Origin of the sequence: Pandoraea sp. E26 (assembly GCF_000681415.1) — a bacterium.
Taxonomy (GTDB): Bacteria; Pseudomonadota; Gammaproteobacteria; order Burkholderiales; family Burkholderiaceae; genus Pandoraea; species Pandoraea pnomenusa.
Genome location: NZ_AYXJ01000018.1, coordinates 1 through 15251, shown reverse-complemented (window position 1 = coordinate 15251; position 15251 = coordinate 1). Strand labels below are relative to the sequence as shown.

The 15251-nt window shown below is 65.8% G+C and carries 11 protein-coding genes; 5 read left to right on the top strand and 6 right to left on the bottom strand.

The annotated features are described in order from the left end of the window. Positions 1-29: 29 nt before the first annotated feature. The 5 genes from prmB to dapC all read right to left on the bottom strand — a co-directional run bounded on the left by prmB (position 30) and on the right by dapC (position 4609). Complete coding sequence (prmB, locus tag W930_RS0113150) at positions 30-926, bottom strand: 50S ribosomal protein L3 N(5)-glutamine methyltransferase (protein WP_028731034.1); 897 nt, start codon at positions 924-926, stop codon at positions 30-32. Positions 927-962: 36 nt separating this feature from the next. Further along, positions 963-2114 (bottom strand): succinyl-diaminopimelate desuccinylase, encoded by a 1152-nt coding sequence (gene dapE / locus W930_RS0113145; protein WP_023596261.1) that lies wholly within the window; start codon positions 2112-2114, stop codon positions 963-965. Positions 2115-2118: 4 nt separating this feature from the next. Then, complete coding sequence (locus W930_RS0113140) at positions 2119-2466, bottom strand: ArsC family reductase (RefSeq protein WP_023596260.1); 348 nt, start codon at positions 2464-2466, stop codon at positions 2119-2121. A gap of 88 nt (positions 2467-2554) precedes the next feature. Continuing rightward, on the bottom strand, positions 2555-3382 hold the full coding sequence (dapD, locus tag W930_RS0113135; protein WP_023596259.1) for a 2,3,4,5-tetrahydropyridine-2,6-dicarboxylate N-succinyltransferase: 828 nt from the start codon (positions 3380-3382) through the stop codon (positions 2555-2557). Between the two features lie 24 nt (positions 3383-3406). Then, entirely contained in the window at positions 3407-4609 is a 1203-nt protein-coding gene (gene dapC / locus W930_RS0113130; RefSeq protein ID WP_023596258.1) for a succinyldiaminopimelate transaminase, read from the bottom strand. Positions 4610-4998: 389 nt separating this feature from the next. On the opposite strand from dapC, the gene W930_RS27270 reads away from it, so the two are divergent. From W930_RS27270 to def, 5 genes are all read left to right on the top strand, one after another. After that, positions 4999-5985 (top strand): DMT family transporter, encoded by a 987-nt coding sequence (locus W930_RS27270; RefSeq protein ID WP_023596257.1) that lies wholly within the window; start codon positions 4999-5001, stop codon positions 5983-5985. A gap of 135 nt (positions 5986-6120) precedes the next feature. Then, positions 6121-9636, top strand: a complete 3516-nt coding sequence (smc, locus tag W930_RS0113120; RefSeq protein WP_023874153.1) for a chromosome segregation protein SMC — start codon at positions 6121-6123, stop codon at positions 9634-9636. Positions 9637-9675: 39 nt separating this feature from the next. Then, positions 9676-11232 carry a cell division protein ZipA C-terminal FtsZ-binding domain-containing protein gene (locus tag W930_RS0113115; RefSeq protein WP_023874154.1) on the top strand — a complete coding sequence of 519 codons (1557 nt, stop codon included), beginning with the start codon at positions 9676-9678 and terminating at the stop codon, positions 11230-11232. A 172-nt stretch (positions 11233-11404) separates the two neighbouring features. Then, positions 11405-13504, top strand: a complete 2100-nt coding sequence (ligA, locus tag W930_RS0113110; protein WP_023596254.1) for an NAD-dependent DNA ligase LigA — start codon at positions 11405-11407, stop codon at positions 13502-13504. A 16-nt stretch (positions 13505-13520) separates the two neighbouring features. After that, positions 13521-14054: a peptide deformylase gene (gene def, locus W930_RS0113105; RefSeq protein WP_023596253.1), complete on the top strand. Its 534-nt coding sequence runs from the start codon at positions 13521-13523 to the stop codon at positions 14052-14054. A 200-nt stretch (positions 14055-14254) separates the two neighbouring features. Here def and W930_RS0113100 read toward each other — a convergent pair. Continuing rightward, on the bottom strand, positions 14255-15251 hold a 997-nt coding region (locus W930_RS0113100; RefSeq protein WP_152552658.1), incomplete at its 5' end, for a pseudouridine synthase.

The window sequence follows — 15251 nt, the reverse complement described above, 5'->3', positions numbered from 1 at the left end:
CGACCGCCCTCGGCTGTTTCGGCACGCACTCAGGACAGGTCGGCGGCCTGAACGAGGAAGACCATATCGTCGCCTGCGCTCGTGGCGAGCCAGGTCATCGGCAGATCGGGGAAGGCGGCTTCCACGAAATGCCGTTCGTTGCCGATCTCGACGACCAGCACCCCGTTATCCGTGAGGTGCTCGCGCGCGCCGGCAATGATGCGTCGGACCACATCCATGCCGTCGTCGCCTCCGGCGAGCGCCAGACGCGGTTCATGGAGATATTCGGCCGGCAGCACCTGCATCGACCCTTCGTTCACGTACGGCGGGTTGGTGATGATGACTTCGTAGCGCTTGCCTTTGGGCAGCGGCGCGTAAAGATCGTCGTGATGCAGCGCGATACGGTCTTCGAGGCCATAGTCGGCCACGTTGATGGCGGCGACGGCCAGCGCGTCGGCGGAGATGTCGACGGCGTCGATTCGAGCCGCCGGGAAGGTTTCGGCCGCAAGGATCGCAAGGCAGCCCGAACCGGTGCAGAGCTCCAGGACGTCGGCGACGTCGTCGGGATGGTCGACCCAGGGTTGCAGCGCGTCTTCGAGCAGTTCGCCGACGAACGAGCGCGGCACGATGACACGCTCGTCGACGTAGAACCGGTGGCCGTGCATCCAGGCCTCGTTGGTGATGTACGACGCCGGCACGCGTTCGCCCGCGCGACGGTTGATGACGGACAGTGCACGCTCGATTTCCTCGGGCAGCAAGCGGGCGTCGAGAAATGGGTCGAGCGTGTCGATCGGCAGATGCAGCGTGTGCAGCAGCAGATACGCCGCTTCGTCATAGGCGGTCGCCGTGCCGTGGCCGAAGGCCAGTTCCGCCTCGGTGAAGCGAGAGACGGCGTAGCGCAGCAGATCGCGCAGCGTGCGGAAAGGGTGAGTGGCTTGGGGTGTCATGGTGAATGTCTCGTGCCGGTCGTTGTGTCGGAAGCCTCAGGCCACCAGACGCGCCAACACCCCGCGATAAATGTTCTTGAGCGGTTCGATGTCGGCCACCGCAATATGCTCGTCGATCTTGTGGATGCTCGCATTGCATGGCCCGAACTCGATCACCTGCGGGCAGATGCGCGCAATGAATCGGCCGTCGGAAGTGCCGCCGGTCGTCGACAATTCGGTCTCCAGGCCCGTTTCCTCGCGAATGGCACTCGAGAGCGCCTGCGAGAGGTCGCCACGCGGCGTGAGGAACGGCTGGCCGCTGATCGACCAGTCGAGCGTGTACGTCAGGCCGTGGCGGTCGAGCAGTTCGTGGACGCGCTTTTGCAGGCCGTCCGAGGTGCTCGCCGTCGAGAAGCGGAAATTGAACATCACCGTCAGCTCGCCGGGAATGACGTTGGTCGCGCCCGTGCCGGCATGAATGTTCGAAATCTGCCAGGTGGTGGGCGGGAAATACTCGTTACCGTTGTCCCACACCGTTTGCGTGAGTTCGGCGAGCGCCGGTGCAAACAGATGCGTCGGGTTCTTCGCCAGATGCGGGTAGGCGATGTGGCCTTGCACGCCCTTGATCACGAGCTTGCCGGACATCGATCCGCGCCGACCGTTCTTGACCATGTCGCCCAGGCGCTGGCTCGACGTCGGCTCGCCGACCACACAGTAGTCCAGTCGCTCGCCACGCGCGCTCAGCGCCTCGACGACCTTTACCGTGCCGTCGGTGGCCGGGCCTTCCTCGTCGCTCGTGAGGAGGAAGCCGATGGAGCCCTCGTGCGCGGGATGCCGGGCGACGAATTCCTCCGACGCGACCACGAACGCGGCGAGCGAGGTCTTCATGTCGGCGGCGCCCCGGCCGTAGAGCATGCCGTCGCGATGCGTCGGTGCAAACGGGTCGGAATGCCATTGATCGAGCGGCCCGGTCGGGACGACATCGGTATGACCGGCGAAGACGAGCAGCTTGCCATCGGTGCCGCGCGTGCCCCGCTTGAGCGCCCAGAGGTTGGTCACGCCATTCGAGGCGATGGTCTCGCACGCGAAGCCGATCGCCTCGAGGCGGCGCGCGAGGATCGTCTGGCAGTCGCGGTCTTCGGGCGTCACCGAGTGACGGGCGATCAGTTGCTCGGTAAGCGCCAGCGTGGCGCCCTGGGAGGAAGTCATGAAGTCAGAATCGTGAAGCGTAGCTGTCGGGCGTGAAGCCCACGGAAACCTTGCCGTCGGCCACCAGCACGGGGCGCTTGATGAGCGACGGGTTCTCGATCATCAGGGCGCGTGCCGCCGACGCGTCGGCGGCCGCAGCCTGCTGTTCGGGCGAGAGCTTGCGCCATGTGGTGCCCTTGCGGTTGAGCAAGGTGGCAAGCGGCACCTGGGCCAGCCAGGTGCCCAGCAGTGCGTCGTTCACGCCTGCCTTCTTGAAGTCGTGAAATTCGTACGCCACGCCGTGCTCGTCGAGCCATGTGCGCGCCTTCTTCACGGTATCGCAGTTGGGAATGCCGTAAAGCACTGCCGTCATCGCCTGAACTCCTGGTGTCTCGGGACTGCAAGTCGGAGGCACCGCTGCCGCGCGAGCGACAGCGATGCCCCGTCAAAGCCTCGCGGGATTACTCGCCGCGCAGCAGATCGTTGATGGCGGTCTTGGCGCGCGTCTGGGCGTCGACCTTCTTCACGATCACGGCGCAGTACAGGCTGTACTTGCCGTCCTTCGAGGGCAGGTTGCCCGGCACGACCACAGAGCCGGCCGGCACGCGACCATAGTGCACTTCGCCGGTTTCGCGGTCGTAGATCTTGGTCGACTGACCCAGATATACGCCCATCGAGATTACCGAGTTCTCCTCCACGATCACGCCTTCCACGACTTCCGAGCGCGCGCCGATGAAGCAGTTGTCTTCGATGATGACCGGGTTGGCCTGCAGCGGCTCGAGCACACCGCCGATACCGACGCCCCCCGAGAGGTGAACATTCTTGCCGATCTGCGCGCAGGAGCCGACCGTGGCCCAGGTGTCGACCATCGTGCCTTCGTCGACATACGCGCCGATGTTCGTGTACGAGGGCATGAGCACCACGTTCTTGCCGATGAACGAGCCGCGGCGTGCGACGGCCGGCGGCACCACGCGGAAGCCGCCGCGGGCGAAGTCTTCCGCGGTGTAGCTGGCGAACTTGCTCGGCACCTTGTCGTAGAACTGGCTGAAGCCGCCGGCGGGCATCACGGCGTTGTCTTCCAGGCGGAACGACAGCAGCACGGCCTTCTTGATCCACTGGTTCACGATCCACTTGCCGTCATGCTTCTGGGCCACGCGCAGGGCGCCCTTGTCCAGTTCGGCAATGACGTGGGCGACGGCCTCACGTACGTCGGCGGGTGCCGACTTGGCCGAAATCTCGGCACGGTTTTCCCAGGCTTGATCGATGGTGGTTTGCAGTTGTTGCGACATGGCGAGAATCAGTTGCAGTTGGAATTAAAGGGATTGGCAGAACTGCACGATGCGCTGCGCGCCTTCGGTGCATTCGTCCACGTCGGCCACGAGGGCGATGCGAACATAGTGCTCGCCGGGGTTCGCGCCGTGTGCGGCGCGGCCCAGATACGAACCGGGCAGTACGGCCACATTGTATTGCGCCAGCAATCGACGCGTGAATTCCGTATCGGACAGGCCTGTCCTGGCGTCGACCTTGGCCCACAGGTAGAAGCCCGCATCCGGCAGTCGCACGTCGAGCACTTCGGCGAGCATCGGCGTGACGGTCTGGAACTTCTTCAGGTACTTGCTGCGGTTCAGGCGCACATGGGCCTCGTCGTTCCACGCGGCCACGCTCGCCGCCTGCACGGCCGGGCTCATGGCACAGCCGTGGTACGTGCGGTACAGCAGGAATTTCTTGAGAATCGCGGCGTCGCCGGCCACGAAACCGGAGCGCATGCCCGGCACATTGGAGCGCTTGGACAGGCTCGAGAACACGACCAGGCGCTCGAAACCGCGGCCGAGCTGATGGGCCGCCGCGAGGCCGCCCAGCGGTGCGCGCTCTTCGTCGAAGTAGATTTCGGAGTAGCACTCGTCGGACGCGATCACGAAGCCGTATTCGTCCGAGAGTTCGAACAGGCGCTTCCAGTCGGCCAGACCCAGCACGGCGCCCGTCGGGTTGCCCGGCGAGCAGAGGTAGACCAGCTGGACATCGCGCCAGACGTCGGCCGGCACGCTGTCGTAGTCCGGCGCGAAATTGCGCGCCGGGTCGCTGTCGACGTAATAGGGCGTTGCGCCGGCGAGCAGCGTGGCGCCCTCGTAGATCTGATAGAACGGATTCGGGCACATCACGCGGGCGCCGGGCTTGCTGCCGTCGACGACCGCCTGGGCGAACGAGAACAGCGCTTCGCGTGAGCCGGTCACGGGCAGGACTTCGGTCGCCGGATTTACATTCGGCAGCGCGTAGCGGCGCTCCAGCCACTGCGCGATCGCCGCGCGCAGCGGCTCGCCGCCCGCCGTGGCGGGGTAGTTCGAGAGACCGCCCAGACCTTCGATCAGCGCTTCCTTGATGAATTGCGGCGTTGGGTGCTTGGGCTCCCCGATGCCGAAGCTGACGGCCTTGTACGCGGCGGCGGGCGTGACGTCCGCCACGAGCGACTTCAGGCGTTCAAAGGGGTAGGGCTGGAGCTTGTCGAGTAATGGGTTCACGAGAATTCAAACAGACTCAGGGCTAGGGTTCGCACTGCCGGTGAGGGCAGCGTTCACGGCGATTCGGAGCCGCACGCGGCGGCTGGACGAGATTGGCGACTTTCCGGCGTCCGGCGCGTTTTGCGGCGACACGTTCCCCGGGGGCCGGGCTTGCTCAAGTCGTCCGGGAGCACGGCGGCGGCCCGCTATCAAACCTCGCTGATTCACGACATCAGGCGAGGCGACGGAGAAAGGGGTTCCCGGACGCGCGCAAGAATGGCAAGATCGGCGAAGCGAAAATTATACCGTCACGGCGCGCCCAAAGCGCGCGCGCCGCGTAATTCAGCATATTCCGAGGCGCCAGTGGGGCAAGCCGGCGGAGTATCTCAGGTTTTTCAGGAGAGAGCAGTATGACCGTAGCCGGCAACGGCGCGCACGGCCCGGCTTCGACTTCCGGGGTCTCGTTGCGCACCCGGGCGGCACCTGCCCTGGCCATTCTCATCGGTTCGTCGGTGTGGGGCCTGGCCTGGTTTCCCTATCGCGTGCTGGCCCAGTGGGGCGTGGCTGCGATTCCCGCGCAGATATGCACCGCCGGCGTGGCCCTGTTGCTGCTCACGCTCGTCTATCGCCGCTCGCTTGACACGCTGCGCTGGTCGTGGCTGCTCGTGGGCGTGGCGTTCGCCGGCGGGACCACCAACGTCGCCTTCGTATGGGGTACCACGCACGGCCATGTGATGCGGGTGTTGCTGCTCTTCTACCTGACCCCGGTCTGGACGGCGCTCTTCGCCCATTGGCTGCTCGGCGAGCGGGTCGGCCTGCGCGGGGGTGGGCTCATCGCGCTGGCGCTGGGCGGGGCGGGGCTGATGCTCTGGTCGCCCGAGCTGGGCTGGCCGGTGCCCAACAACGCGGGCGAATGGGCCGGCGCCGTTGCGGGCGCGGCCTTTGCGCTCAATAACGTGCTGCTGCGTCGTGTGAGCCAGGCATTGCCCGACGTGCGGGCGGAGATGCGAAGCTGGACCCTGTATCTCGGGTGCGTGGTCGGCGGGCTGCTGGTCATGCCCTTCGACGGCGGCGTGCAAAGCGGGCATGCCGCCATCTCGGCCCTGGCATCGGACGCGGGTGCGGCGTCCGTCGCGCTGGCGCTGGGTTGCACGATCGCCCTGACCAACGTGATCGTCCAGTTCGGACTGGCGCGGGTGCCGGCGAACCAGGCGGCGCTCATCATGCTTTTCGAAATCGTGGTGGCGGCGATCTCGTCCTGGTGGCTGGCGAGCGAAGGATTGGGGGCCCGGGAAATCGCGGGCGGGTTGTGCATCGTGGCGGCCGGCGTGCTGTCGGGTATTTTGCCGGATCCGGGGCGTTGTAAATCCGCGACGGCGGGGGATGCGATGGTATGATGCGTACCGTCGTGATACCGCTGTAATCAGCAAGAAATGCGGCCTGCGCGCGCCAGCGTGCGCGAGGCCAGACAGGACCAGCTAGCGCGTTCCGCGTCTTTCCTCTCATTCAATGACCGAAAAAGCGAACCTGCCGTGCGTCTGACATCCATCAAACTCGCTGGCTTCAAGTCGTTCGTCGATCCGACGAATTTTGCGGTGCCCGGTCAACTGGTCGGCATTGTCGGCCCGAACGGGTGCGGCAAGTCCAACATCATCGACGCCGTGCGCTGGGTGCTCGGCGAGTCGCGCGCCTCGGAGCTGCGCGGCGAATCGATGCAGGACGTGATTTTCAACGGGTCGACCGCCCGCAAGCAGGCAAGCCGCGCCAGCGTCGAGCTCGTGTTCGACAACAGCGCCGGACGTGCCGCCGGGCAGTGGAGCCAATACGCCGAGATCGCCGTCAAGCGTGTGCTCACGCGCGACGGGACCTCCAGCTACTACATCAACAATCTCCCGGCGCGTCGCCGCGACATCCAGGACATCTTCCTCGGGACCGGCCTCGGGCCGCGCGCCTACGCCATCATCGGGCAGGGCATGATCTCGCGCATCATCGAGGCCAAGCCGGAAGAACTGCGCGTATTCCTCGAAGAAGCCGCGGGTGTCTCCAAGTACAAGGAACGACGCCGCGAGACCGAGAATCGTCTGCAGGACACGCGTGAGAACCTCACCCGCGTGGAAGATATCCTGCGCGAACTCGGCACCAACCTCGAAAAGCTGGAATCGCAGGCCGTCGTGGCCAATCGATTCAAGGACTTGCAGCGCGACGGCGAAGAGAAGCAGCAACTGTTGTGGCTGTTGCGCAAGAACGAGGCCCAGAACGAACAGGAACGCCAGCAACGCGCCATCGAGTCGGCACAGGTCGACCTGGAGGCGCAGATGGCGCGTTTGCGCGGGTCGGAGTCCGACCTCGAAACGCTGCGCGCCGCGCATTACACCGCCACCGATGCCGTGCAGGCCGCCCAGAGCGCCATGTACGAGGCGAATTCGGAGGTGAGCCGCCTCGAAGCGGAGATCCGTTACGTTGTGGAGTCGCGCAATCGCGTGCAGGCGCAACTGGCGGCGCTGACCTCGCAACGCGAACAGTGGCAGGCCCGCTGTGCGCAATCGGAAGAGGCGCTGGCCCTTGCCGAGGAAGAACTGGTCATCGCGGAGGAGCGGGCGGCGACGGCCCAGGATCAGGCGGCCGAACAGAACGACGCCCTGCCTGCACTGGAGTCACGCTGGCGCGACGCGCAGAACCTGCTCAACGAGCAGCGCAGCGAGATCGCACAGGTCGAGCAGAGCCTGAAACTCGAAGCCGCGCACCAACGCAACGCCGACCAGGCCCTGCAGCAACTGCAGCAGCGTCAGGAGCGCTTGCAAGGTGAGGCGCGTGGGCTCGACAAGCCCGACGAGGCCGAGCTGGAGATGCAGCGCGCCGAACTCGCCGAACATCAGGCGATGCTCGAGGATGCGCAGGCCGAGCTTGCCGAGGCGCAGGAACGGCTGCCGCGTCTGGAGGCGGAGCGCGCCGAGGCGCAGGCCCGGGTCCAGTCCGAGGCGGCGACCATCGCGCAGCTCGAGGCTCGCCTGAGTGCGCTCAAGCAGCTTCAGGAAAGCGTGCAGACCGAGGGCAAGGTGCAGCCGTGGCTCGACAAGCACGAGCTGGCGCAACTGCCGCGACTTTGGAAGAAACTGCATATCGAGCCGGGTTGGGAAAACGCGCTCGAATCGGTACTGCGCGAGCGCCTTGCCGCGCTGGAAATCAGCAACCTCGACTGGGTGAAGGCCTTCGCGAGCGACGCTCCGCCGGCCAAGCTGGCGTTCTACTCGCCGCCGCCGGCCGCGCGACCACCGGAGGCGCCGGCCTCGCTGCGTCCGCTGCTCTCGCTGTTGCGCATCGACGATCCGGGCCTGCGCGCCGTGTTGCAGGAATGGCTCGGTCACACATACGTCGCCGACGACCTCGCACAGGCGATGACGGCCCGCGCGCAGTTGCCCGAAGGGGCATCGATTGTCGTCAAGGCCGGGCATCAGGTCACCCGCGTGGGCGTGCAGCTATATGCCGCCGACTCCGAGCAGGCCGGTTTGCTCGCGCGTCAGCAGGAAATCGAGAATCTCGGCAAGCAACTGCGCGCGCAGGCGCTGCTCTCGGACGAAGCCAAGTCGGCGGCCGTGCGTGCGGAAGCCGCCTACAGCCAGGCCGCCCAGTCGCTCACGGAGGTGCGCGGGCGCGCCGAGCGCGCCACGCAGCGCGTGCATGCGTTGCAGCTGGACGTACTCAAGCTGACTCAGGCCTACGAGCGCTATAACGCGCGCAGCTCGCAGATCGACGAGGAACTGCGCGAAATCGCGGCCCAGATCGAAGAGCAACTGGCCATGCGCGCCGAGTCGGAAGCGAACTTCGAGCACAGCGATGCCCGGCTGGCCGAGTTGCAGGCCACTTTCGAAGACGGTCAGCTCGAGTTCGAATCGCTCGACAGTCAACTGTCCGACGCTCGTAACCGCGCGCGCGAGCTCGAACGTCTCGCGCAGGACGCGACTTACGGGCAGAAAGGGATCGCGAGCAAGATCGACGAGCATCGCCGCAGTATTCAGACGGCGCTGGAGCAGGCCGAGCGTCTGGTCGTCTCGATCGAGCAGGCGCAGGCCGAGCTCGCGCAAATCACCGAGCAGACAGCGGAGAACGGCTTGCAGGACGCGCTGGAGCTTCGCGCCGAGAAGGAAGAGATTCTCGGGGCCGCCCGCATGGAGCTGGAGGCCCTCACGCAGAAGCTGCGTCAAAGCGACGAGGAGCGTCTGGCGGCGGAGCGTGGGTTGCAACCGCTGCGCGACCGCATTACGGAATTGCAGCTCAAGGAGCAGGCCGCGCGCTTGAACCGCGAGCAGTTCGCCGAGCAACTCACGACTGCGCAAGTCGACGAAGAGGCATTGTCGGCCAAGCTCACGGCGGATATGAAGCCGTCGTATCTGCAGGGCGAAGTCACGCGCATCAACAACGCCATCAACGCGCTCGGCCCGGTCAACATGGCGGCGCTCGAGGAACTGGAAACGGCGCGCGAGCGCAAGGTCTTCCTCGACGCCCAGTCAGCCGATCTGAACGACGCCATCGAAACGCTCGAAGGCGCGATTCGCAAGATCGACGAAGAGACGCGCGTACTGCTGCAGGGCACGTTCGACGAAGTGAACAAGCATTTCGGCGAACTGTTCCCGATGCTGTTCGGCGGCGGCCAGGCAAAGCTCATCATGACCGGCGACGAAATTCTCGACGCCGGCGTGCAGGTGATGGCGCAGCCGCCAGGCAAGAAGAACTCCACGATTCATTTGCTGTCTGGTGGGGAAAAGGCGCTCACGGCCATTGCGCTGGTGTTCGGGATGTTCCAGCTCAATCCGGCGCCGTTCTGTCTGCTGGACGAGGTGGACGCGCCGCTCGATGACGCCAACACCGAGCGCTATGCCAAGATGGTGGCGCGCATGTCGGACCGCACCCAATTCGTATTTATTTCGCACAACAAAATCGCGATGGAAATGGCCAATCAGCTCATCGGCGTCACCATGCAGGAACAAGGGGTGTCGCGGATCGTGGCGGTGGACATGGAGTCAGCGATCAATCTGGCCGAGATCGCCTGACCCCGCGCCCACGATGGAGAAGAGAGAGGAACGCCGCGCATGAATGAACTGCAGCTTAGTTTGATTGCCGCAGGGGTAGTGGTACTGCTGGGGGTAGTGGCTTATAACGCCTGGCAAGGCAGCAAGGCGCGTGCGCGCATACCGCGTCGCATGCCGGCCGATGGCGCGGGCATCGATGCGACGGCCGGCGCGCCGGACGCGGACGACGATCGCCCGTTTATCGAGCCCACGCTGTCGCCGCCGCGAGTGCCGGCACAGTCGGGGGAGCGTCGCGAGCCGACGCTGGGCCCGGCGACGGTTGCCGGCACGTCCGTGCAGGACGCGTTTGCCATCAATGAAGACGCCTGGGACGCCCCGCCTGCCGCGCGCAAGCGGGCGGCGCAGGAAGCGGCCGAGAAGGCCGCCGCAAGCGAGGCAGGCGGTGTCGTCGCTGCGCATGAGGCAAGCGTGCCGTCGGGCAATACCCCCGCCGCCGCGCCCCACGTCGGCGGCGCCTCTGCCGGTGAGGCGGCGCGCGATGCGGAACAAGCGGCCGCCGCCGGCGCGGTGGCGCGCATGGATGCCGAACTCGCCGCGGACGATACCGTCGACGCCGCACCCGCGGGGGCAGCCGCGTCGGTAGCCGGTGCGCCGGACGCGGAACCCGTTGCAAAGACCGATGGTGCCCATGCCGCCGCCGATACCGTTGCGACCTCCGATACGGCGGAGGTGCCCGCCTCGCCGGCCGCGCCGGCGGTGCCCGCGGCCGCCACTCGCCAGGCGACGCCGAGCGGTCCGCCGGCGGTCATCGACGAGCGCATCGACTGCATCGTGGCGTTGCCGTTGGCGAACGTGATTGCCGCCGAGCGTCTCATGCCGTTGACCATGCGCATGCGCCGCGCCGGCAGCAAGCCGGTCAACATCGAAGGCCGTGCGGACGAGCATTCGCCGTGGGAACTGATTCGCACCGGCGGTCGCTACCACCAGCTCCGCATGGCCGTACAGCTCGCCAACCGGGCCGGGGCGTTGAATGAGGTCGAATTCTCCGAATTCTCGAACCTCGTCCAGACGCTCGCGGACGCCGTCGACGCATTGCCCGAATTGCCCGACATGATGGAAACGGTGGCGCGAGCGCGCGAGCTGGACAGTTTTGCCGCGCAATGCGACGCTCAACTGTCGGTCAACGTGCTCTCCGATGGGGCGCCGTGGTCCGCCAATTATGTGCAGGCGGTGGCCACGCAAGACGGCCTGTTGCTCTCGCGCGACGGGATGCGCTTCGTGAAGCTCGACACGCGCCAGAACCCGGTGTTCATGCTGCAATTCGGCGACACCAACTTTCTGCGCGACGATCTGACGTATAAGGGCGGCGACCTGATCACCATGCTACTGGACGTGCCGGTGGCCGACGAAGACCTGCTGCCGTTCCGTCTGATGTGCGATTACGCGCGCTCCATCGGACAGCGCATCGGCGGGCGGGTGGTGGACGATCAGCGCCGACCGCTCTCGGATGCTGCGCTGCAAAACGTCGACAAGCAGCTTCTCAAGCTCTACGAACGCCTGGAGGCACGTGGACTGCCGGCGGGCTCGCCCGTCACGCGCCGTCTGTTCAGCCAGTAAGCACAGGCCGGCAGGCGGCGGGCGATATCCGTCGCGCCCTGCCTGTTCGATGCACGCCGTTCACCGTCGGGTGAGCGGCGTTTTTGTTCCGAAGGATTCCCGCTCTCGACGGCGCGCAGGCGCGTGCGTCGAAGGCATAATGGTCTGAATTCCCGTACCCGAGTCTCCACGCATGTCCCAAACTTCCGTTCCGGGTCAGGGCGCGAACGCCCATTTGTCTGACGATGCGACGGTCGGCGCGCAGCGCGCCGCCGAGCTGCGTCGTGAGTTGGCGCGACACAATCGCGCCTATTACGAAGAGGACGCCCCGCTGATTCCCGATGCCGAGTACGACCGTCTGTTCGCCGAACTCGTCGCACTCGAAGCCCGCTTCCCCGAATTGCAGCGTGCCGATTCGCCCACGCAGCGCGTTGGCGGCAAGCCTGTGGAGGGGTTCGCTCCGGTCGTGCATCGTGTGCCCATGCTGTCGCTGAACAACGGCTTTGCCGACGAGGACGTCGAGGCGTTCGATCGTCGCGTGACGGACGGGCTACGCGATGGCAATGCGGCGGGTGCCTCGGGCGATCTGTTCGGCGCACCGGTCGAATACGCGGCCGAGCTGAAGTTCGACGGCCTGGCGATCGCGCTGCGTTACGAGCGCGGTGTGCTCGTGCAGGCAGCCACGCGCGGTGACGGCACGACCGGCGAGGACGTGACCGCCAACATCCGCACCATCAAGAAGATTCCGCTGCGCCTGGAGACGGACGATCCGCCCGAAGTGCTTGAAGTGCGTGGCGAAGTGCTGATGTTCCGGGCTGACTTCGACAAGCTCAATCGGATGCAGGAAGCCGCCGGCGAGAAGGTCTTCGTCAACCCGCGCAATGCGGCGGCCGGTAGCCTGCGCCAGCTCGATTCGAGAATCACCGCCAGGCGCCCGCTGTCGTTCTTTGCCTATGGGATCGGCGAACTGGTTGGCGCACCGATGCCTCAGACCCATTCCGCGCTGCTCGATTGGTACGTCACACTGGGCATTCCGGTCAACGACCGTCGCGAGGTGGTGCAGGGGGCGCACGGATTGCTCGCGTTCTATCGAACGGTGGGCGAGGCGCGCCCGTCGCTGCCGTACGACATCGATGGCGTGGTCTACAAAGTCAACCGACGCGATGAGCAGGAGCGCCTCGGCTTCGTGTCACGCGCGCCGCGCTTCGCACTGGCGCACAAATTTCCCGCGCAGGAGGCACTCACGACGCTGCTCGACATCGAGGTGCAGGTGGGGCGCACGGGCGCGATCACGCCGGTGGCGCGTCTGGCGCCGGTCTTCGTGGGCGGGGCGACGGTGACGAACGCCACGCTGCACAACGAGGACGAAATTCGGCGCAAGGATGTCATGATCGGCGACACCGTGATTGTGCGCCGTGCGGGGGATGTGATTCCGGAGGTGGTCGGTTCGGTGCTGGAGCGACGTCCTGCCGACGCGCGGGCGTTTGTGATGCCGACGGCGTGCCCGGTGTGCGGTTCGGCCATCGAAAAGCTGCCCGACGAGGTCATCGCGCGTTGCACGGGCGGGTTGATCTGCGCCGCGCAGCGCAAGCAGGCCTTGCTGCACTTTGCGCAGCGCCGCGCGCTCGATATCGAAGGGCTTGGCGACAAACTCGTCGAGCAACTTGTCGACCAGCACATCATTCGCACGCCGGCCGACCTGTTCAAGCTCGGCGTGGCCAAGCTGGCGGCGCTTGATCGCATGGCCGACAAATCGGCGGCCAATCTGGTGGCGGCGCTGGAGGCGGCGCGTCACACTACACTCGCGCGCTTCATCTTCGCACTGGGGATCCGGCATGTGGGTGAGGCGACGGCGAAGGATCTCGCCCGTCATTTCGGCACGCTGGACAATGTGATGGCGGCCTCGACCGAGGAACTGCTCGCCGTGCCTGACGTCGGACCCATTGTGGCCCAGTCCATCGCCAATTTCTTCGGTGAGCCGCATAATGTCGAGGTGATCGAGCAACTGCGCGCGGCGGGCGTCACCTGGCCCGAGTCGGAACCGGCGGCGGCGGCCCCGTTGCCGTTGGCCGGCAAGACCTTCGTGCTGACGGGGACGTTGCCGACGCTTTCGCGTGACGAGGCGAAATCGATGCTCGAGGAAAAAGGGGCGAAGGTTGCCGGTTCGGTTTCCGCGAAAACCGATTATGTCGTGGCGGGAGCCGACGCAGGGAGCAAGTTGGCGAAGGCCGAGTCGCTGGGTGTGCCGGTGCTCGACGAAGACGCTATGCGCGCGATGTTGGCCGCGCTTTGATGTGAGGACTCAATCGATGATTCGCGACATTCTGAAGATGGGCGATCCGCGCTTGCTGCGCCTCGCCAAGGCCGTGGAGCATTTCGATACGCCCGAGTTGCATGAACTCGTCGCCGACATGTTCGACACCATGAAGCACGCCAACGGCGCGGGACTGGCCGCGCCGCAGATCGGCGTCGACCTGCAGGTGGTGATCTTTGGTTTCGAGCACAACGAGCGCTACCCCGACGCCCCCGAAGTGCCGGAGACCGTGCTCATCAATCCGGTGATCACGCCGCTGACGCAGGACATGGAAGAGGGCTGGGAGGGTTGCCTGTCGGTTCCCGGGCTGCGAGGCATGGTCAACCGTTATTCGATGCTGCGTTATGAGGGGTTCGATCAGTACGGACGTGTCATCGATCGCATTGCCGAGGGATTCCACGCGCGGGTGGTCCAGCACGAGTGCGACCATCTCATCGGCAAGTTGTATCCGATGCGCATTACCGACTTCAGCAAGTTCGGCTTTACCGAGATCCTGTTCCCGGGGCTCGATCCGAAGAGCGACGACTGATTTGTCGCGTCGATCTCAGACGCCATGGCGGGTCGAGCGGTCGATGGCCTGACGCCGGGGCCGTGCGGTGAGGTCGGGTGCCGGGCGTTGCGCCGACGCCGCGTGGGGACGGCGCGACGGCACACCGGAGTAACCGGCAAATGGCCGAGAAAAAGCCCGCCTGTTGGCGGGCTTCTTCATTGGCGAGGTCGCCGTTCCGCTCAGAATCCCTCGCCGGCGCGAAGGTAGCGCCACTCGCCGACGGGCAGATTGCCGAGCGTGATACGTCCCATGCGAACGCGCTTGAGTCCCGTGACGTGCAGGCCGACGAGGTCGCACATCCGGCGGATCTGACGCTTCTTGCCTTCCTTGAGCACGAATCGCAGTTGCTCCGGATTCTGCCAGTCGACCTGGGCCGGCTTGAGCGGCTGGTCGTCGAGCGACAGTCCATGGCGCAGCAGCGCCAGGCGATCGGCCGGGAAGTGTGCCTGAACGTTCTGCGAATGCTCGTTGTAGGACACGCGCACGAGATACTCCTTCTCGATCTCGGAATCTTCGCCGATCAGTTGTTTGGCGATGCGCCCGTCCTGCGTCAGGACGAGCAGGCCGGTCGAATCGATATCGAGACGCCCGGCGGGCGCCAGGCTACGCAGGTGCGATGGCGAGAAACGCACGCCGGCATCGTCTTCGGCCCAATGGTGTTCTCGCGTGACCAGAACGACGGCGGGTTCGTACCCGTCTTCCGCTTGTCCGGAGACATAGCCCACGGGCTTGTGAAGCAGGATCGTGACGCGGTTGGCCTGCTCCTTGTGCGCGGCCTGGACAACCGTGATTTCCTGCGTCGGCAGAATCTTGGTGCCGAGTTCCGTCACGACCTTGCCGTCGACGCGCACCCACCCCTTGGCAATCCACTCATCCGCCTCACGTCGCGAGCACAGGCCCAGCTCTGACATGCGCTTGGACAGGCGCAGTGAGCCTGCCGCGTCGTGATGGACCTTGATGTCGTCATCGTCGTCGCGTTCGACACGCGCCGCGCGTGCCGGGCGTGCCGGACGCGCATTGTGGTCCTCGCGGGCGAAGCGCCCTCGTGGTGCGTCTTCACCGCCACGTTTGGCCGGACGGGCGTAATCACCCCGTGCACCCCGTGCACCACCTTCGTCGAAACGACGCGGCGCGCGGTCATCGGCGCCGCGTTTGGCCGGGCGGGCGTAATCACCC

What these genes read in the sequence shown, in the direction of transcription:
- prmB (WP_028731034.1), bottom strand. Translation starts at nt 926, where the DNA reads ATGACACCCCAAGCCACTCACCCTTTCCGCACGCTGCGCGATCTGCTG.
- dapE (WP_023596261.1), bottom strand. Translation starts at nt 2,114, where the DNA reads ATGACTTCCTCCCAGGGCGCCACGCTGGCGCTTACCGAGCAACTGATC.
- W930_RS0113140 (WP_023596260.1), bottom strand. Translation starts at nt 2,466, where the DNA reads ATGACGGCAGTGCTTTACGGCATTCCCAACTGCGATACCGTGAAGAAG.
- dapD (WP_023596259.1), bottom strand. Translation starts at nt 3,382, where the DNA reads ATGTCGCAACAACTGCAAACCACCATCGATCAAGCCTGGGAAAACCGT.
- W930_RS27270 (WP_023596257.1), top strand. Translation starts at nt 4,999, where the DNA reads ATGACCGTAGCCGGCAACGGCGCGCACGGCCCGGCTTCGACTTCCGGG.
- W930_RS0113115 (WP_023874154.1), top strand. Translation starts at nt 9,676, where the DNA reads ATGAATGAACTGCAGCTTAGTTTGATTGCCGCAGGGGTAGTGGTACTG.
- ligA (WP_023596254.1), top strand. Translation starts at nt 11,405, where the DNA reads ATGTCCCAAACTTCCGTTCCGGGTCAGGGCGCGAACGCCCATTTGTCT.
- def (WP_023596253.1), top strand. Translation starts at nt 13,521, where the DNA reads ATGATTCGCGACATTCTGAAGATGGGCGATCCGCGCTTGCTGCGCCTC.